The organism is Pontibacter sp. LHS2 (genome assembly GCF_058932845.1).
Genome location: NZ_JBZYWG010000001.1, coordinates 142,018 through 159,728 on the forward strand (window position 1 = coordinate 142,018; position 17,711 = coordinate 159,728).

Genomic DNA, 17,711 nt, shown 5'->3' on the forward strand with positions numbered 1-17,711 from the left:
TAAGAATAAAAATTAAAATAAGAAGAAAGGTGAAAGAGCAGGAGCAAGTAGATTACCAGCCACACGCAGGCAAAAATTTGCTATGATACTACCTGACTATGACAGCAGGAGAGGGGAAAATACAAACAGAGCACAATAAAACTGCTGATAGCTTCCACCAGCCAATATTATTTTATATCTGAATATTTATTTAAATAGTTAAAATTACTATTTGAATAACGATAATTTATACGGCTCAGAGCATTGCTTGTTTCGGCTGCAGCTGCAGCCTTTGATAGCGTATCAGGATATTATGGCTGAAGGGGCTTCAATTGACTTCAGGCACAGGCACAGAGAAAAACAAGCCCTCCCGCCAGCGGCTGAAGGGCTTGTTAACTAAAAGGTATGTGTTGAGACCGATGATAAACCAGGCCAGGGTCCGGGGTCCGGGAAGTACATGGCTTCCTTGTGCAACCAGTCGGCGCTCCAGTTTGGTGCTATGTAAGTTCCGTGACCTCAAACCGAGCCTAGCTGCTGACTGCCCATTGACTGCCATACGTTCTGTCCGTCTTTGATATCATCCCCCGGTGAAGATGACTTTTCCGGAGATGGTGACTACCTATGACAGCCATAGGTTTCTGTGTTTCATGAAGAGTAAAGGTTTGAGTGGGTTATGGTATTAAGATTATGATGGATTCTGAATGAAATGAATCCGGTAGCTGAAGCCTATTGCTTGCTGGCATCTTAGAACATGAAGGTCACATTGACCATGCTCCGACTGTTGCCCTCGGTGTGGTGGTGTGCCTCGGTGCTGCTAATAGGTAACTGCAGGGTACCACCCACCGCGATGTTTTTCACATACACGTTCAGTCCCAGGTTTGTGAAATAAGAGTCACCCCCTTTTTGTGCGTTAGAAACGCCCTGCAGGCGGTCGCCTGCCGCATGCTCATAATAGATACCGGCACTTGGTAACAGGGAGATGCCTTTCACATTCTGCCAGTAGAATAAGTTAGTAGAGGCACTTAGCCGATCCCCAAAGCGATAGCCGTTGCTGTTCTCTGTGTTGAAGCGGTAGGTGAAGTCGTTGCTCAGGCCCAGTTGCTTGTAGCGAACGGTGTAGATACCATTCACCAGGTAGTCGGTGCTGCCGGTGCCGGGCTGCATGTTGGCTGCCAGGGCTTCGCCATCTACCTGGTTGCGGTAAGCGCCGGTGGCCAGTTTTACACCGCCGCCCAGCTGCAGGGTATGCTTCAGGTTTCTACCCAGACTATCACCTGTGTTGATCAGGGAGTAATTCGCCATGAGGGTTATATCCCCTAGACCTTCACTCTTCAAAGTATGGTGGCCGCTGCTCTGCTCATTGAGCATATAAGGCACGAAGGCAAACACCTGCACATTCTTGACAGGTATAAAGCGGCCCCACAGTTCGGTGGTAGCAAAGTGTTCGTCGGTCACCTGCACGTGATGGCCGTGTGTGGCCGTGGTGGTATAGTCACGCGTTGAATAGCGCAGTCCTACAAAGTTTTTGTGAAACTGCGGCAGGATGCCCATGTAGCTGCCACCCATGGTGCAGCCTTTATCGCAGGCCTGGCTGCTGATGTTGATTGATAAAAGGGCAATGACGATTAATAATATCTTTTTCATGATTTAGGTTCTTTTTGAATTGATAATAAAAGAAGGGTTGCCGCAGGGCAACCGGTTTAGAAACTAAGCTTTGAACTGGGGAGGATGAAAGATGGAGCGGCTCAGCCTGATGGGATTGCCCGGCCTGTAAGAGGTAAAACCTGTCTGCTTGTCTATTAAAATTTCTACTGAGACCGGCTGGTCTGCTGTCTTATAAAGGAAAAGATCAGCCGACGCATGCTGCTGGCGTTGGGATTGCTGCTCCCGTTCCGTGTCTTTTTTAAGCTCTTTTCGGAGGTGGCACTTGCCCTGGCAATCTGATCCAGGTATAAGGCGCTGCTCACACAACTCATAAACTATATAGGCCTTGTTGAGCTGGTATATTAAGAAGATGCCCGGCTTGCTCAGTAACTGTACCAGCATACATAACAGACATAATATAATAGCAAGGCACTTCATGATCTCCTTTCTCTCTAGACTGTAACAAAGGTCATGCGATGGCTTAATTCAAAAAATGACATATATCACTAATAAAAGAGATTAAGGTCTTTTATTCAGGTCATGTCTTGCTCTACCTTTGAATTGTAAATGAAAGCCGAAACTGTCGAGAGACGTGAGATTGATAAAGTTTCCCAATGACAGTCATAGGAGATGCTTAATCATCTCATTACTAAACAGGTAAACATCATGAAAAGCAAAAACCAAAAACCAACAATCATGAAATCCCTTAAATCTACCGCATTTCTTTTCCTGGCCGCTATGGTGTTTTATAGCTGCTCATCTGACAACACCGCTGCAACAGAGGCGCATCAGGAATCAGGTCTGGCACATCAGGCACCTGCTGCTGCAGTGGAAGATGACGGAAAAGGAGTAGGGCCCATCAAGTCAGTGGAAGTAAGCGATAATGTAGACGAGGCGCTGGCCGCTGAAGGTAAGTCCATTTTTGAAGGCAAGTGCTCTGCCTGCCACCAATTGTCTGATCAGAAAGTAGTAGGTCCGGGTATGGCCGGCGTAACCGAGCGTCGCAAGCCGGAGTGGGTCATGAACATGATCATCAACCCAGAGGAGATGACCAAGAAAGACCCGACTGCCAAGAAACTGCTGGCTGAGCACTTAACCCAGATGACCAACCAGAACATCAACGAGGCGGACGCCAGAGCACTGCTCGAGTTCCTGCGTCAGAATGATAAGAACTCCTAATCACAGTCAACAAGCAAAACCAAAACATCATGAAATCTTTATTCAGAACTTTTAAGAAAGCGGCTCCTGCCGCGGCCTTCACGCTGGCACTGGCTGGCGGTGCCGTCCTGCAGGGCTGCAGCAGCAACCCGGGCGAAGGCAGTGCTACCGCTGCCGGTGTGTCTTCAGATGCTGCGCAGGCAGTGTATGTGGCGCCGGGCAAGCACGACGAATACTACTCTTTCCTGTCAGGCGGCTTTAATGGCCAGATGTCTGTGTACGGTCTGCCATCTGGCCGATTGCTCAAAATCATCCCTGTGTTCACGCAGCACGGTGAGAACGGGTACGGCTACAGCGAAGAGTCGAAGGCCATGCTGATGACATCACACGGTTTTGTGCCCTGGGACGACTTGCACCACCCGAAACTATCCCGTACGGACGGTATGACCGATGGTCGCTGGTTGTTTGCCAACGGTAACAACACGCCACGTGTGGCCCGTGTCGACCTGAGCACATTCGAAACAGTAGAGATCCTGGAGATTCCAAACTCAGCCGGTAACCACTGCTCGCCTTATCCAACTGATAACAACGAGTATGTGATTGCAGGTACACGTTTCTCTGTGCCACTGGACATGAAAGGCGGTACAGCCGACGTGAGCATGAACGAGTATGCCGACAAGTTCCGTGGCTCTATCTCATTTATCAAGGTAGACAAGGACAAAGGAGACATGGAGCTTGACTTCCAGATCCTGGTACCAGGCTTCGACTACGACCTGGCCAACGGTGGCAAAGGCCCGTCTTCTGACTGGGTATTCTTTACAACCTATAACACAGAGCGTTCTGGTACGCTGAAAGAGCTGGGTGCATCCCAGAACGACCGCGACTACCTGGCTGCTGTGAACTGGAAACTGGCTGCTAAATATGCCGCAGAAGGCAAGGCGAAGGAAATGCCAGCTTACTACTACCACAACAAAATGGACAAAGACTCGCACATGGCCAAGTCCACTATCAAGAAGACAGTGCGCTACCTGCTGCCGGAAGATTGCCCGGGCATGATGTACCTGATCCCTGCGCCTAAGTCTCCACACGGTATCGACGTGGACCCAAGCGGCGAGCACATGGTGGTGAGTGGCAAACTGGCTGCAACTATCCCGGTTTTCTCTTACTCTAAAATGCAGGAGGCAATCAAAAACAAGTCTTTTGACGGTGAAATCAACGGTATCCCTGTATTCAAATACGAGTCTGTGCTGAAAGCTGAAGTGCCAGAGCCAGGTCTTGGACCATTGCACACCGAGTTTGACGGAAAAGGCAACGCCTATACCTCTATGTTCGTGTCTTCTGAAGTGGTGAAATGGAAATTGAGCGACTTCACGGTAGTGGACAGAATGCCAGTTTACTACTCAGTTGGTCACTTGATGATCCCGGGTGGCGATACCAAAAACCCTGACGGCAAGTACCTGGTGGCCATGAACAAGATCACCAAAGACCGTTACCTGCCTACAGGTCCTGAGTTAGCGCACTCTGCCCAATTGATCGACATCAGCGGCGAGAAAATGCGGATGCTGCTTGACTTCCCGACCGTAGCTGAACCGCACTATGCCCAGGCCATCAAAGCCGACAAAGTAGCGCCGAACAGTGTGAAATTCTTTGACCTGGCCAAGAACACACACCCATACGCGGTGAAGAAAGAGTCTGACGCCAGCGTGACCCGCCAGGGCAACGTGGTTCGTGTGAAAATGACAGCTATTCGTAGCCACATGACACCGGACAACATCGAAGGCGTGCAGGTAGGTGACACCGTACTCTTCCACGTGACGAACCTTGAGCAGGACTGGGATGTACCGCACGGCTTTGCGGTGATGGGTGCCAACAACGCCGAGACCCTGATCATGCCGGGTGCTACACAGACGCTGCGCTGGGTACCGAAGAAAGCTGGTGTGTTCCCGTTCTATTGCACAGACTTCTGCTCTGCACTGCACCAGGAAATGCAAGGCTACATCAGAGTATCTCCTAAGGGCTCTAACGTACCGATCACGTTCTCTACAGGCAAGAAAAAGCCTTCCGCTTAACCAAACGGTATAAGCCGGGCAAAACAAAAGCGGAGGTTGCCCAAAGCAGCCTCCGCTTATTTTTAAATTTTCACCTTTAATCTACTAAGGATGAAAGCTTACCATAAAGTGCTGATGATCATAGCTTCGCTATCTCTCGGCTTGTTGTTTCTCTTCCCGATGTGGAAGATCTATTTAAAAGCTCCGCAATATCCGGAGGGTTTGGAAATGCACATCTGGATCAACAAGATTGCCGGTAACACGGATGGGGCTATTCAAAACTTTAACATTCTCAACCACTACATCGGGATGGAGCCTATCCACGCCGATTCGTTTGCCGAACTCAAGATCATGCCCTATATCGTCATCTTCTTTATGGTGGCAGGCATGCTGGTCGCTTTGCTGGGCAAGCGCAAACTGGTGCTGGGATGGACGGTGCTGCTGATGATAGCGGGAGCGGTAGGTATACTGGACTTTTACCTCTGGCTGAATAAATTTGGAACCAACCTCGACCCAACAGCTCCCATCAAAGTGCCGGGCATGACCTATGTGCCGCCCTTGCTGGGTAACAAGACACTGCTCAATTTCGATGCCTTGTCACTGCCTGCATGGGGGAGCCTCGGTATTTTTCTGGCCATCACACTCGCTGCATTGGTATACTTTCTTAGCCGTAATGCATCAAGAAAACACAACGCAAAAAAGGTACTGGTATGAAACGATTAATTCACAATCTGTTACTGGTAGCCATGATGCTCACGCTGCTAGTTGCCTGCCAGGTAGAGCCCAAGCCGATTGCCTATGGCGAAGTGAATTGCGCCCACTGCCACATGACTGTATCTGACAATAGGTATGGCGCCGAACTGGTGAATGACAAAGGCAAGCCGTTCTACTTCGACTCAGCCGAGTGCCTGGCGGCATACCTGCAGGAGAATCTGGAACAGGCCGAAAAAGCCGCTTATGTGCTGGTAACAGACTTCTCCCGACCAAACGAACTGCTAGACGCCCGCAGCGCCAGTTTTATACAAAGCAGGGAGCTTCCGAGCCCGATGGGCATGTACCTGACCGCTGTGTCGGACCAGGGAACAGCCACCAAAATGCAACAGGAAGTAGGCGGTCGCCTACTCAACTGGGAACAGGCCATGACAGCCGTTAAGAATAATGAAAAACCTGAGTAAACATATAGTAGTTTGGACAGCATGCACTTTGGTGTGGTTGCTGGGCAGCCCTGCAGCTCTCGGCGACACACTAAAGGTATGCAACACCTGCGAGTACCACTCCGTGAAAGAGGCCGTGCGCAAGGCGAAAGCCGGTGACGTGGTGCTCGTGGACGGAGGTGTGTATAGGGAGTCAGGTATAGACATTAACAAGCCCATCAGTCTGATCGGGCGCAACAACCCGGTGATCGATGGCAACAACAGTGGCCAGATTATCACCATCAAGTCCTCCAACGTGAAAGTGGAAGGGTTTACTGTGCAGAACGTGGCAGTGAGCTACATGCGAGACGATGCAGCCATCCGTGTGGCCGATCATGAAAACATACAGATACTGAACAATACCGTCCTGAACACTTATTTTGGGATATACATACAGAACGCCGACAACAGCGTGGTGAAAGGCAATGTGGTACGTGGCGTTAACACCGGCAAAATTGAATCGGCGCTGGGCAATGCCATACACGTGTGGCGCACCGACGGTGTGGAAGTAAGCAATAACAAAGTGGAAGGGCACCGCGACGGCATTTACTTCGAGTACGTGACCAATAGCCTGATTCATAACAATATCAGTGAGCGCAACAACCGCTACGGACTGCACTTTATGTTCTCGGACGGCAATGTGTATACCCGCAACATCTTTCGCAAAAACGGGGCGGGCGTTGCTGTGATGTATACCCGCAACATCCGGATGGAACAAAATACTTTTGAAGACAACTGGGGGTCGGCTGCTTATGGACTTTTATTGAAAGACATATCGCAGAGCACCATCCGTAACAATACATTTCGCAGAAACACCACCGGCATTTACATGGAAAGCTCCAGCCGGCTGCACATAGAAAGCAACGATTTTGACCGCAATGGCTGGGCCATACGCCTATTGGCCAGCTGCATTCAGGATACCTTCCGGCTGAACAACTTCACCAGCAACTCCTTTGATGTGAGCACCAACGGAAGCCCGACCATGAACCTGTTTGAGCATAACTACTGGGATAAATACAATGGCTACGACCTCGACAAAAACAGGGTTGGGGATGTGCCCTACAGACCGGTGAGTCTGTATTCCATGCTGGTAGAGCGGGTACCGCCTTCGGTGATGTTTATGCGCAGTTTTATGGTCGATCTGATGGATAGCATCGAACGTGTGATGCCGAGTTTTATACCTGAGAGTCTGGTCGATGAACGCCCTTTAATGAAGAAAGTAAATCATGATAGCGATAGAAAACTTGTCAAAAACCTACGGTAAGCTGCCGGTGCTGAAAGACCTGACCGTGCGCTTCGGAGGCGGCCGTGTGGTGTCCATCATAGGCCCGAACGGTTCAGGTAAAACCACCATGAGCAAGTGCATATTGGGGATGGTGCTGCCGGATAGCGGCGACATCAAAATAGATGGTAAAAGCGTGCTCAAGCAATACGCCTACCGCAGCCAGATCGGGTATATGCCGCAGATTGGTAAGTATCCGGAGAATATGAAAATCCGGCAGGTAATCGACATGATCCGCGACATCCGCAAAGACGCCACCGTGATTGACGAAGAACTGATAGGCCTCTATGGCCTCAAAGACATGTATGATAAAAGAATGGGGTCCCTGTCGGGCGGCACGAAACAAAAAGTGAGTGCGGCACTGGCTTTCATGTTCGACCCGCAGGTGCTCATTCTTGATGAACCAACCGCCGGCCTCGACCCTATTTCGGCGGAGATCCTGAAGTGCAAGATCCTAAAGGAAAAGAAAAAAGGCAAGCTAATCCTGATCACGTCGCACATCATGAGTGAGGTAGAGGAAGTGGCCGACGAAGTAGTATGCCTGGTGGACGGTGCCCTGAAATTCCACGAAACAATTGCCAGCATTAAAGCCCATACCAATGAGGAGCGCCTTAGCCGTGCCATTGCCAAAATTATGAACGAGGAGGACTAGACCATGAACAAGATCATCAAATACGTGCTCTACGACATCGTGCGCAACAAAATCGTGGTGGCCTATACCTTGTTTCTGTTGCTGCTCTCCATCGGCCTGTTCAACCTGGGCGGCAGTCCAGAAAAAGGCTTGTTGAGTTTGCTGAATCTGGTGCTGCTCACCGTACCGCTGATCAGCATTGTGTTCGGCACGACGCACTTCTACAACTCTTATGAGTTCATGGAGCTTTTAGTGTCGCAACCGATCAAGCGCAGCAAGATTTTCATGAGCGAATACTGGGGCGTGAGTCTGTCGCTGTCAGCTGCTTTTATGATGGGTGTAGGTATACCAGTGCTCTTGTTCGCACCGAGCGCCACAGGTTTATACCTGGTGCTGACGGGTGTGTTCATCACCTTCATCTTCGTAGCGCTGGCTTTTCTGGCCTCTGTCATCACCCGAGACAAAGCGAAGGGGATAGGTATAGCGCTCTTGCTCTGGTTCTACTTTGCGCTGATCTACGACGGCATTGTGTTATTTATCTTATACTCCTTTGCCGACTACCCACTGGAGTACGCTACGCTTGCTTTGACGGCGCTCAACCCCGTGGATCTGGGCCGCGTGATGGTGCTGCTCAACCTAGACGTTTCTGCCATGATGGGCTATACCGGTGCGCTGTACAAGAGCATTTTCGGCAGCATGTGGGGGATAGGTATAGCGTTGGTGGTGATGGTGCTCTGGGTGCTTGTGCCGGTGTTTGTGTCGAGGAGAGCGTTTCAGAAGCGGGATGTGTAACCTACCCCAAAGAACAGCAGGGGGAGTGGTGCACGATCAACATCCCCCTGCCCCCTTCAAAGAGGGACTTCTTTTCAGCACCGGATCAAACCACCCCTGCCCCTCCTTATCCAAGGAGGGGAGCCTGTAACTGCTATTTGACAGGTATAAGTGCTTTGTCCAAGTCTTTTAACAATCCCCCTAATTAACCCACCCCTCCCCCTCCCAAGAGGGGAATTAGTAACTGCCAGTTCGAAGACCGCGCATACCACTGGCACGCATTGGAAAGGTAACTTGCCCCTTGAGCTATGAAACAGATCACACCAGCCAAGTGCACTTTGCGGCGCTCCACTGTTCGAGCGTTCAGCGAGTGGGGGTAGGGGCCCTCGATTTGGAGCGTCTTGATTTTTTTGCTTACTGGGGGTAGGGGCCCTCGATTTTTTCATCAAGGAAAAAAGTGAGTGCCCGCCGCACAGGCGAAGCAATGAAACAAGTCAAGTAACTATACCTGCAATAGCAGCAGCAGTACTGAAACCAGGCCAGAGGCCCCACCATAGCCGTCACGAGCGAGGACGCTCGCGCCATACTTTACTGATTCCCCCGTCTTGGTGTCGTAACCGTATCAACATCAAACGCGGCGGTATCATCCTGCATATCCAGTTGGGGACTCACCTCCTCGCCAGAACCAATCTCTACACTTTCATCCATCGTTTCGGTGTCGCGGGTTTCAGTTTCAACGTCATGTGTGGTAGTGTCGGAGCTGCAGGAAAAGAAGAAAATGGCGATAAAAATAATAAGTATCTTTTTCATAGTCGTAATCATTGGTGATAACTCTTTAGAACGAGTTTGATACGGCTACGTTTCAAGGTATAGCACTGACAACCAGGGTATACCTGCAAGAAAGGTGTAGAAAAACCGCCCTGCTTATGACCAGAAAAAGCACAAGCAGGGCGGTTTTAAGTTAAATGTTATCTATTTACAAATTATCAGCAGCATACCACTCTGCAAACGACTTTTCCGTTTCCCAAAGCTTGAGGCTATGCAACTCCACATAAGCTGGTAGTAAGTGTCTGATCCGCTGCTTAAAGTCGATCAGCATATTCTCGCAAGTTGGTTGGAACGGAGTCAGCACCAGTTTGTGATTCAGGTGGCGCAGCGCCTCTACCAATTCCAGCGAAGCGTCCTGTCGCAGCAAAAGCGCATGGTCGATCGGATCAATGATGGTATCCTGCACCAGTTTTTTCAGGTCCTTAAAGTCCATCACCATACCGTCATTCGGGTGCGTTTCGCTCACGATGGGCGTGCCGATAATCGTGACTTCCAGCCTATAGGAATGCCCGTGAATGTTGCGGCAGCCGCCCTTATAGTTTTGCAGGGCATGCGCCGCTTCAAACGTGAACAGGCGGGTTAATCGTATTCTACTCATACCTCTTTATACCTTCTGATTCGCCAATTGCAACTGGTCTTCGGCTTCCAGTAATTCGTCCAACATCAACACACGCTTCTCCAGCTGGTCTTTGAAAATAGTCGGCAGCAGTTCTTTGTAATAGGCTATACCTTGCTGCAGGTTCTGCCAGAAACTCTGCAGGTATTTCTCCTGCTTGTCGGTCATGGTTTCCTGCAGCTCGGCTTTCTTGTTCTTCCAGTATTGTACGTACATATTGAGCTCGTTGACGAACACATGCGGGCGATAGGTGTTGTTAAGCACATTCACACGGCCATAGATGTGGTCGACCATCTCCTGCAGCTTGAAAATGTTGGAGAAGTATGCCAGGTTTGGACCCGGACAGATCGCAATCGGTCTGGACGCAACGGCTTTGCGGGCTATACCTAGTTTTACTAAAGCGGTGTTGGCCAATCCTTCGCAGAGGCATTCCTTTTCAAGTACTTTGGCTTCCTGGGCTTTGTATTCCGCTTCCGGCAAACCTAATCCTTGCAGCTGCACCAGCTTATTGCGCTGGTACTTGCGGGAGGCCGTACAGATCGGCTCTTTCGTGAAGTCAGAGTTCGATACCAGATGTTTCTTCTCGCACGGACTACCCGGTTTGCCACGCTCTATGCGGGATAATGTCAGCGCTTCTGAACTTGTGCCTCGCAACGAATTGAACGGTACACCGAGTGGGGAGATCGGACTCAGGTATAGGTCTTCTTTTTTTGCCCGCGCCAGTTTTTCCATGGTTTCCGCATCGACTGTCGTAGCTTCTGGTACCAACAGGAACGGCGTGCCCCAACCAGCGGCGTCCATACCGTAATGCTCCAGCAGGAAATTGTGCTCGTCCGATGTACCAATACCGCCTTGCACCGTGATGTGTGTTGTAGGCGCTTTTTCAGGTATAGCATAGCCTTTGGCAGCGAGCGCATTGCTGCACAAGGTATAAAGTTCGTCCTGCATCGCCTGTCGGTTTTGCTTGAACTCCTCCAGAATCGGGCCCAGCAAATGACCGTCGGTCGCGAAGGCGTGACCGCCGCAGTTCAAACCGGACTCGATGCGGAATTCAGAAACCCAAATGCCTTTCTTGGCGAGTATCTTGCCCTGCACAAAAGCTGAGCGGTAGTCGCTCACTTTGATCACGACCTGTTTCTCCAGATAACCATTTTCATCGGGGAAGAAGCACGGAAATTGTTCAAGATAGCTGTACAAACGCATGTTCATACCTGCTGAGAAAATCACCGAAGCATGCACCGTGCTTCTGGCAAAACCACGCAGCGCAGCCAGTGCATCGGAGTACTCCGATGGGAGGGGATTGCCGTCTTTATCATAATTGGTTTTGTCAAGCTTGGTCATGATGTTCACATCAATACTTCCCGGCACCACACCTTGCCTTAACTCTTCCTGCATGACTTTCTTCAGCTCCGGATTGCTGGTCTCCAGCATTTTCCTGTAGAGCGCTTTGAGAGGCGCATTGTCCGGTAGCAACAGGTAGTATTTGGTCAGTCGTGATTCGGAATCAAATGACTCCTCCTTTAACGCCTGGATCTGTTGCTTGACAATACGATCAGCCAGGTTCAGGTACTCTTCCACGCGGCGGGCCCGGTAGTCTTCCTTTTTCGTAGTGATGGGCGTGAAGCGCTCCTGATAGACATGGCTGTAATGCTCGCGCATTTGCTCCAGCAACGTGTCATCGCTTAGCGAAACAACCGATGAAATGCCATACTGCGCCACTTTCATAGGCGAGTCTATCGAAAAAGCCAACCCCATAACCGGGATGTGGAAGGTGTGCGGTGTGTTTTTAATCATAATTGAATATGCTGTATCAGTTTACTGATTGGTTACTTGTTATGTATTGTCATTTCGACCGGAGGGAGAAATCTGAATTATAGTTCAATTCGTCCCTCATCTCGGAAGAGATTTCTGCTATCCCTCCTCGCTCGCGGGACGCGAGCGAGGAGGGATAGTTATTTACAACCCCCGCCGCTTCATCTCCGCCTCCAACAAACTTAACTCCCTACCCATCTGCCCGGCAATAGAAGTATTCTCCTCTGCCCGCCTGATCATGTAGGGCAGGGTAGTGGCCACATCGCCATAAGGCAGGTATTTGGAAGCGTTGAAGCCGGCGCTGGCCAGGTTGTAGGTCAGGTTGTCGCTCATGCCGTAGAGTTGCGAGAAGTGTATGCGCTTGCGGTGATCGGCTATACCTTGTCGGTTGATCTGGTTGACGAGGTAGCGCGTGCTGGCTTCGTTGTGCGTGGCGGCGCAAAGCTCCACACGATAGAGATTTTGCAAACAGATGTCAATGGCTTTGTCAAAGCTATGGTCGGTATCGGCTTTGATATTGAAAACCGGGCTCGGATACCCATACTCGGCGGCTCGTTCCTGCTCTTTCTCGATATAGGCACCCCGCACGATTTTTATACCTAACACCACATCGTAGCCTTCACTTCTTTTGAGTAGATCAGTCAGGTAGGCGATGCGGTCGGTGCGATACATTTGCAGGGTGTTAAACACCACGGCGCGATGTTCGTTATAGCGCAGCATCATCTTTTCAGCCAGCTCGTCCATCGGTTGCTGGAGCCAGCTTTCCTCTGCGTCGATGTAGAGTGTGATGTTAGCTTCGTAGGCAGCTTTGCAGATCAGGTTCAAGCGATTTTCTGTTCGCTGAAAAGCGGCCTGTTCTTCTTGCGTGAGCGTCTCCCCATCCTGCAGTTTTTGGAAGATGTCGTGGGAGCCAAGACCTGTCAGTTTCACGCTGATGTAAGGTATATCGCCTGTCACTTTTGCCAGCCGGATGTTACGCATGATCTCGTCCAGCACGTGGTCAAAACCGGATTCATCTTCCCTGGCTTCAGCGGCGTAGTCGAGCACGGTGTATACCTGGGCGTTGGCCATACGACGGATAGCCCGCTGTGCTTGCTGGGCCGTTTCGCCTCCGCAGAAGTGACGGTAGATGGTGCTTTTGATCAAGCCTTTAATGGGGAGTCCTAGTTTGAGCGCCCAAATGGTGGCTACACCGCCCAGCTTTACGAATGTCGGGTTGCCCATTACCCGGAAAAGGAAGTGGGCCAGTTTGAGCTCTTCGTCGGTCTTGTTGCTGAAGGCTGTCTTCAGATCTTCCGGATCGAAGTGAGTAGTTGCTTGTATGGTAGTAGAAATCATGCGTGTCGAAGTTCTCGGGGAGGTTTTATTGCTGGTTGAGGTATAGTATTTCTATTGGAAAGCAAAGCGCAAACAAGCGTTTAATCAGCAACCTGAGCCTGTCACAGCAAAGGCCATTTTCAGCAATACCCGATGTAACTTTGCAGCTATATCAGAGGCTGATTGAATGCACAAGTTATGCCTATACCATGGTCCCGGAAATGAGCATAGTTACCTGAAATAATGACATAGATCATTTTCTGTTCTGAAGCTTTTACTTGCGGTTGAAGGTGGTTTTATTGTTGTGTATGAATGACTTAAGTCATTTTATAAACAGGCAAAGATGGCTACACTTGCATAAAATCTAACACACACGTTTTATGAACGCCCCTGATATATTGCCCCCAGAACTGATCAACCCGTTGACCTATCAGAGTTACAAACTATTGATAGATGAACTTGTAGCCAACAACCAGACTTCAGGCCCTGAGCAAACCGAAGAGCGCATTGCGTATACCAAGCTGAACCAGCAACGCATGAAGCGCGTCGAGAAACAGTTTGTCCTGAACGCTGACTTACTCGAGGCGCTGCAGCAACCACGGCCTGAGTGGCATTGGGTGGTGCTGGTGGAGTCGTGGTGCGGCGACGGAGCGCAGCAACTGCCTGCCCTTGCCGCCATCGCCGACGCCGTGCCGACCATCGAACTCACCGTGATCCTGCGCGACGAAAATCCCGCCTGGATGGATACCTGCCTGACGAACGGCAGCCGCGCTATACCTAAGCTGATCTGCCTGAATGCTGAAACGAACGAGCGACTCTTCACATGGGGACCGCGACCGTTGGCCATACTGGAACAAGTGCTGCAGTTTAAAGACCAAAACCCGGGTGCGGCCAAAGAGGAAGTCGGCACACTGGTGCATATTTTGTACGCCAAAGACCGCAGCCAATCGCTGCAGCAGGATTTGCTGCGCCTGGTGCAGGCCGCTATACCTGAACAACAAGAGGAAGGAGTTATAATATGAAGCTGATCATCATCACTATTTTTCTCGCCAGCATGACCTCCATGTGCGGACACGAGCGCGACCTAGAAACAGAGCACAAAGAGGTAATCCATGAAGAGAAAACCTTGGCCCTGAACGGTACCGAGCGCTGGCAGGCCGACGAGCCGACCAAGCACCACATCGCCCAATTGCAGGGTATGCTGAAAGAGTTTAGTCTGCAGGCTGAGAACAATTCTGCGGAGGCTTACAACGATCTTGGTTTGTCGATGAAGGCGGAGCTGCAGCAGCTTTACAAGGACTGCCGCATGCAAGGTCCCGCCCACGATATGCTGCACGTATACCTGGTGCCTTTGGTGGAGGACGTAAACCTGTTGGTGGAAAAAGACGAGCGCCAGTCTGAACAGGCGTTGCTGCGGGTGAGCACTCGATTGAAGGAGTATAATCAGTACTTTAACTAAGCAATGACAGAGGTTAGGGAGAGGCAGCAGCAACACACACAAACAGGACAGGATACCTTGGTGCGGGCACGGCTTGCGCTGGGGTATTTTGTGCTGGTGGCGGTGCTGGGCCTTTTTCTGCGCTGGCTGATGGTGTCGCCTGTAGATAGCGTCAACTACAAAAATTTCCTGCATGCGCACTCGCATGTGGCTTTGCTGGGCTGGCTCTACTGTGCTTTTTTTGCCGCCTTGCTTTACATTTTTCCAGCTGTGACAGGCGCGGCACGCAAGTCTTTCCGAAGGCAGTTTTTCCTGACGCAAGTATCGGTGCTGGGTATGCTGTTCACGTTCCCGGTACAGGGCTATGCGCTGTTTTCCATCATTTTCTCGACCATACACATCTTGCTTAGCTACTGGTTCGCCCGCAGCTACTGGCAGCATGTGCAGCTTAACGTTGACACCGGCACGCACGCCACTTCCCTGAAGTATATCGGGACGGCCTTGCTGTTTATGGTGGTGTCTTCCATCGGTCCCTGGGCCATGGGGCCGATTATGGCGAAGGGTACTATCGGCGGTGAGCTCTATTACTCGGCCATCTATTTCTACCTGCATTTCCAGTACAACGGCTGGTTTGCCTTTGCGGTGCTCGGGCTCTTGTTCTGGTTTCTGGAGCGCAACCAAATCACTTTCAACCGCAGCTGGGCCATTCGGGCGTTCTGGTTGCTGGCGCTGGCCTGTCTGCCTGCCTATGCGCTCTCGGTGCTCTGGACCAAACCTGCGGACTGGGTATACGCCATCGGCTATGTGTCCGTAGCCATGCAACTGGCGGGGCTATACTATTTGCTCAAAATTTCAAGGCAGGTATGGGCGGAGGTTGTCGCTTTGCTCAAACCCTGGGTGCGTGTTTTGGTAGGTATGGCGCTGGTGTTTTTCGTGCTGAAACTAGTGCTACAAACCGCTTCTGCTTTCCCGTATATGGCCGACCTTGCCTATAGACTGCGCTACTTCATTATCGGCTATTTGCACCTGTCGCTGCTCGGTTTTGTGTCGCTGTTCGTGCTCGGCTTCCTGTTGCAGCAAGGGCTCTACCGGCTCGGCAGGTATGGCAGTATCGGACTGTTGCTTTTTCTGGCTGGTTTCTTCGCCACGGAAATGCTTATGTTCGGGCAGGGCACTTTGCTCTGGCTCGGGCTAACGGCTTTGCCGAGTTTCAACTGGCTGATGTTTTGGGCGAGTGTGCCGATGCCGCTTGGGTTAGGGCTGTTCTTTTTGGGGCAGTGGGGAGTGAAAGTGAAAATTGTCTGAATCAGGATTTACAGGATTCTAGGATTGGCAGGATTCAGGAAATAACGGAGCTTTAGATTTTATAAAGCGTAAATACTCCAAGTAAATTGCAAATTAAGAATGTTACTGTTAGGATTGCTATACCTATACTGGCTCGTTGCTTGAATCTGGTTGGAGACTTTAGATTCCATATTAGAAATGCAATTGATAAAATACAGAAAATAGCAATGAAGAGATATTGAATTGCCCACTTTGTCATTAATTCATTTCTCAAAACTTCATCATCAATATTGATTGAAGTTGGCATATTGAGTATATAGTAGCCAAGGATAGGTATTGAAAAATAGATAATTCCTGTATGTGGTTTATGCATTTTTGTGTCTATTCCTTGTCATAACGCTAAAATTGGGCTATTGAGAGGGCTATCCAATATTTACAAAATCCATTATGAAATCGTATACATACATGATAATTTGAATTCCCCCTTTCACTCTTTTAGAAGTTAATCAATTTCTTCGAATCTATTGACCATTGCTTCCCATAATCTCATCTTCTCTAAAATTAACTTTCGTGCAAGAGATTGTACATTAAAAATATCATAGGGACTTATGTATTGAGTTAACCCATTGAATTTGTGAGAAGCAATGAAATTTCTTAGATAACTCGCATTATGTATAGCTTCTGGAAAGGTTAATGTTTTGTCTCTTATATCATTCCCAAGCGCTACCCATTTAGAATCTACTCCAAAATATGGTTTTATTTCTTTTTCAATTTGTGTAGGTATTCCTCTGTATATCCACTCAAAGGTCATATTAGGATTTATTCCCACGTTCATTAATCTATTATTAATATCTGAAAGGACCTCTGGGTTCCATTCACCAGCACTGCTATCGATGAATCTAGGTTTTTTGCTGCTCGACCGAATTTCAAGACCAAGCTCTTCAATAACAGAAAAGGCTGAAATTAAAGCAAAAGCTGCTCTTGTATGATAACTATGCTTGACATCATAGTGATTAAATATTTGCCCGTATTTAGGGTTGGCAGAATGGGGAGTGAAAGAACTTAATTCTAAGCTTACTTTATACTTTTCAATAGAGTAACAGAGTTGAGAATCTTTCACAGCTAAACTTGCAACCACACAACCGAAACCAACATCATCTAATCGCTTGAAATAGTCTCTAAATGGTTTCTCTTGATACAAATCGTCTTTATCTTCTTCATAAGGTGTTACATAAAAGTCCATAGACTTTGAGCTCAAATCTGGATAGGCCAAAAGCATTCCGCCATGAATTATTGATAAAAAATCTTCTGCTTTCTCTTCTGTTTCACATGTAATTAAAAGCTCATTTTGAGGGACCTCATCATCATTTCCATGAATTTTAGTAGAACCTTTACCACCTATATATAAAGATGTAGAATTTCCATCTTTTGATTCCCAAAAACGACTGGTAGGTTCAGGACTTGTTGATAGAAACACATCTTTTATAGATAAATTTTCTATAATTCTTGTGTCTTTAAGATTAACTAGAAGATGTGTTCTAAACTTATTCATTTATTTAAACGGTGTCTAATTACTGTGTAAAGGCAATATTAGATTTATTCGCTGTATGAGTGAAAGGGATTTAATCTAAATTATGGATTATTCCTAAACCTTACTAACTCCTAATATCTGCATTGAAAGAATCCAATACAATCCTTTCTCTATAATCC

At 49.1% G+C, this 17,711-nt stretch carries 18 protein-coding genes; 10 read left to right on the top strand and 8 right to left on the bottom strand.

What is annotated here, in order from left to right; all coding sequences use genetic code 11:
• Positions 1-375: 375 nt before the first annotated feature.
• From AC5FX6_RS00565 to AC5FX6_RS00575, 3 genes are all read right to left on the bottom strand, one after another.
• A complete protein-coding gene (locus tag AC5FX6_RS00565) occupies positions 376-480 on the bottom strand; it encodes a hypothetical protein (RefSeq protein ID WP_493596630.1) in 105 nt (34 codons plus the stop codon).
• Between the two features lie 243 nt (positions 481-723).
• Positions 724-1,623 (bottom strand): hypothetical protein, encoded by a 900-nt coding sequence (locus AC5FX6_RS00570; protein WP_493595081.1) that lies wholly within the window; start codon positions 1,621-1,623, stop codon positions 724-726.
• Positions 1,624-1,686: 63 nt separating this feature from the next.
• Positions 1,687-2,025 carry a hypothetical protein gene (locus tag AC5FX6_RS00575; protein WP_493595082.1) on the bottom strand — a complete coding sequence of 113 codons (339 nt, stop codon included), beginning with the start codon at positions 2,023-2,025 and terminating at the stop codon, positions 1,687-1,689.
• 294 nt (positions 2,026-2,319) lie between these two features.
• Here AC5FX6_RS00575 and AC5FX6_RS00580 point away from each other — a divergent pair, with 294 nt between their 5' ends.
• The 7 genes from AC5FX6_RS00580 to AC5FX6_RS00610 all read left to right on the top strand — a co-directional run bounded on the left by AC5FX6_RS00580 (position 2,320) and on the right by AC5FX6_RS00610 (position 8,727).
• Positions 2,320-2,802, top strand: a complete 483-nt coding sequence (locus AC5FX6_RS00580) for a c-type cytochrome (protein ID WP_493595083.1) — start codon at positions 2,320-2,322, stop codon at positions 2,800-2,802.
• 29 nt (positions 2,803-2,831) lie between these two features.
• A complete protein-coding gene (gene nosZ / locus AC5FX6_RS00585) occupies positions 2,832-4,850 on the top strand; it encodes a Sec-dependent nitrous-oxide reductase (protein WP_493595084.1) in 2,019 nt (672 codons plus the stop codon).
• Between the two features lie 90 nt (positions 4,851-4,940).
• Positions 4,941-5,543: a hypothetical protein gene (locus tag AC5FX6_RS00590; RefSeq protein WP_493595085.1), complete on the top strand. Its 603-nt coding sequence runs from the start codon at positions 4,941-4,943 to the stop codon at positions 5,541-5,543.
• On the top strand, positions 5,540-6,004 hold the full coding sequence (locus tag AC5FX6_RS00595) for a nitrous oxide reductase accessory protein NosL (RefSeq protein WP_493595086.1): 465 nt from the start codon (positions 5,540-5,542) through the stop codon (positions 6,002-6,004). The genes AC5FX6_RS00590 and AC5FX6_RS00595 overlap by 4 nt, the downstream gene beginning before the upstream one ends.
• Positions 5,988-7,286 carry a nitrous oxide reductase family maturation protein NosD gene (locus tag AC5FX6_RS00600; protein ID WP_493595087.1) on the top strand — a complete coding sequence of 433 codons (1,299 nt, stop codon included), beginning with the start codon at positions 5,988-5,990 and terminating at the stop codon, positions 7,284-7,286. The genes AC5FX6_RS00595 and AC5FX6_RS00600 overlap by 17 nt, the downstream gene beginning before the upstream one ends.
• Positions 7,249-7,956, top strand: coding sequence for an ABC transporter ATP-binding protein (locus AC5FX6_RS00605; RefSeq protein WP_493595088.1), 708 nt, complete (start codon positions 7,249-7,251; stop codon positions 7,954-7,956). Before AC5FX6_RS00600 ends, AC5FX6_RS00605 begins: the two co-directional genes overlap by 38 nt.
• Positions 7,957-7,959: 3 nt before the next feature.
• Complete coding sequence (locus tag AC5FX6_RS00610; RefSeq protein WP_493595089.1) at positions 7,960-8,727, top strand: ABC transporter permease subunit; 768 nt, start codon at positions 7,960-7,962, stop codon at positions 8,725-8,727.
• A gap of 567 nt (positions 8,728-9,294) precedes the next feature.
• Here AC5FX6_RS00610 and AC5FX6_RS00615 read toward each other — a convergent pair.
• The 4 genes from AC5FX6_RS00615 to AC5FX6_RS00630 form a co-directional block, all read right to left on the bottom strand.
• Positions 9,295-9,528: a hypothetical protein gene (locus tag AC5FX6_RS00615; RefSeq protein WP_493595090.1), complete on the bottom strand. Its 234-nt coding sequence runs from the start codon at positions 9,526-9,528 to the stop codon at positions 9,295-9,297.
• Between the two features lie 154 nt (positions 9,529-9,682).
• Entirely contained in the window at positions 9,683-10,132 is a 450-nt protein-coding gene (locus AC5FX6_RS00620) for a 6-pyruvoyl trahydropterin synthase family protein (RefSeq protein ID WP_493595091.1), read from the bottom strand.
• 6 nt (positions 10,133-10,138) lie between these two features.
• Entirely contained in the window at positions 10,139-11,944 is a 1,806-nt protein-coding gene (locus tag AC5FX6_RS00625) for a hypothetical protein (RefSeq protein ID WP_493595092.1), read from the bottom strand.
• Positions 11,945-12,106: 162 nt separating this feature from the next.
• Positions 12,107-13,300: a proline dehydrogenase family protein gene (locus tag AC5FX6_RS00630; RefSeq protein ID WP_493595093.1), complete on the bottom strand. Its 1,194-nt coding sequence runs from the start codon at positions 13,298-13,300 to the stop codon at positions 12,107-12,109.
• A gap of 359 nt (positions 13,301-13,659) precedes the next feature.
• Between AC5FX6_RS00630 and AC5FX6_RS00635 the strand changes: the two genes are divergently transcribed.
• Genes AC5FX6_RS00635 through AC5FX6_RS00645 form a run of 3 tightly spaced genes read left to right on the top strand, consistent with a single transcriptional unit; the run spans position 13,660 to position 16,022 of the window.
• The gene (locus AC5FX6_RS00635; protein WP_493595094.1) at positions 13,660-14,301 is read left to right on the top strand and encodes a thioredoxin family protein; all 642 of its coding nucleotides are present in this window, start codon (positions 13,660-13,662) and stop codon (positions 14,299-14,301) included.
• A complete protein-coding gene (locus AC5FX6_RS00640) occupies positions 14,298-14,738 on the top strand; it encodes a hypothetical protein (protein ID WP_493595095.1) in 441 nt (146 codons plus the stop codon). Before AC5FX6_RS00635 ends, AC5FX6_RS00640 begins: the two co-directional genes overlap by 4 nt.
• Positions 14,739-14,741: 3 nt before the next feature.
• Positions 14,742-16,022, top strand: a complete 1,281-nt coding sequence (locus AC5FX6_RS00645) for a hypothetical protein (RefSeq protein ID WP_493595096.1) — start codon at positions 14,742-14,744, stop codon at positions 16,020-16,022.
• A gap of 481 nt (positions 16,023-16,503) precedes the next feature.
• Here the strand turns inward: AC5FX6_RS00645 and AC5FX6_RS00650 are convergent, their stop codons facing one another.
• A complete protein-coding gene (locus AC5FX6_RS00650) occupies positions 16,504-17,553 on the bottom strand; it encodes a hypothetical protein (protein ID WP_493595097.1) in 1,050 nt (349 codons plus the stop codon).
• Positions 17,554-17,711: the final 158 nt, after the last annotated feature.

Excerpts from the sequence above, each read along its gene's own strand:
- AC5FX6_RS00590 (WP_493595085.1), top strand. The coding sequence starts at position 4,941 with ATGAAAGCTTACCATAAAGTGCTGATGATCATAGCTTCGCTATCTCTC.
- AC5FX6_RS00650 (WP_493595097.1), bottom strand. The coding sequence starts at position 17,553 with ATGAATAAGTTTAGAACACATCTTCTAGTTAATCTTAAAGACACAAGA.
- AC5FX6_RS00595 (WP_493595086.1), top strand. The coding sequence starts at position 5,540 with ATGAAACGATTAATTCACAATCTGTTACTGGTAGCCATGATGCTCACG.
- AC5FX6_RS00575 (WP_493595082.1), bottom strand. The coding sequence starts at position 2,025 with ATGCTGGTACAGTTACTGAGCAAGCCGGGCATCTTCTTAATATACCAG.
- AC5FX6_RS00615 (WP_493595090.1), bottom strand. The coding sequence starts at position 9,528 with ATGATTACGACTATGAAAAAGATACTTATTATTTTTATCGCCATTTTC.
- AC5FX6_RS00580 (WP_493595083.1), top strand. The coding sequence starts at position 2,320 with ATGAAATCCCTTAAATCTACCGCATTTCTTTTCCTGGCCGCTATGGTG.
- AC5FX6_RS00645 (WP_493595096.1), top strand. The coding sequence starts at position 14,742 with ATGACAGAGGTTAGGGAGAGGCAGCAGCAACACACACAAACAGGACAG.
- AC5FX6_RS00610 (WP_493595089.1), top strand. The coding sequence starts at position 7,960 with ATGAACAAGATCATCAAATACGTGCTCTACGACATCGTGCGCAACAAA.
- AC5FX6_RS00600 (WP_493595087.1), top strand. The coding sequence starts at position 5,988 with ATGAAAAACCTGAGTAAACATATAGTAGTTTGGACAGCATGCACTTTG.
- AC5FX6_RS00630 (WP_493595093.1), bottom strand. The coding sequence starts at position 13,300 with ATGATTTCTACTACCATACAAGCAACTACTCACTTCGATCCGGAAGAT.
- AC5FX6_RS00640 (WP_493595095.1), top strand. The coding sequence starts at position 14,298 with ATGAAGCTGATCATCATCACTATTTTTCTCGCCAGCATGACCTCCATG.
- nosZ (WP_493595084.1), top strand. The coding sequence starts at position 2,832 with ATGAAATCTTTATTCAGAACTTTTAAGAAAGCGGCTCCTGCCGCGGCC.
- AC5FX6_RS00635 (WP_493595094.1), top strand. The coding sequence starts at position 13,660 with ATGAACGCCCCTGATATATTGCCCCCAGAACTGATCAACCCGTTGACC.
- AC5FX6_RS00620 (WP_493595091.1), bottom strand. The coding sequence starts at position 10,132 with ATGAGTAGAATACGATTAACCCGCCTGTTCACGTTTGAAGCGGCGCAT.
- AC5FX6_RS00605 (WP_493595088.1), top strand. The coding sequence starts at position 7,249 with ATGATAGCGATAGAAAACTTGTCAAAAACCTACGGTAAGCTGCCGGTG.
- AC5FX6_RS00570 (WP_493595081.1), bottom strand. The coding sequence starts at position 1,623 with ATGAAAAAGATATTATTAATCGTCATTGCCCTTTTATCAATCAACATC.
- AC5FX6_RS00625 (WP_493595092.1), bottom strand. The coding sequence starts at position 11,944 with ATGATTAAAAACACACCGCACACCTTCCACATCCCGGTTATGGGGTTG.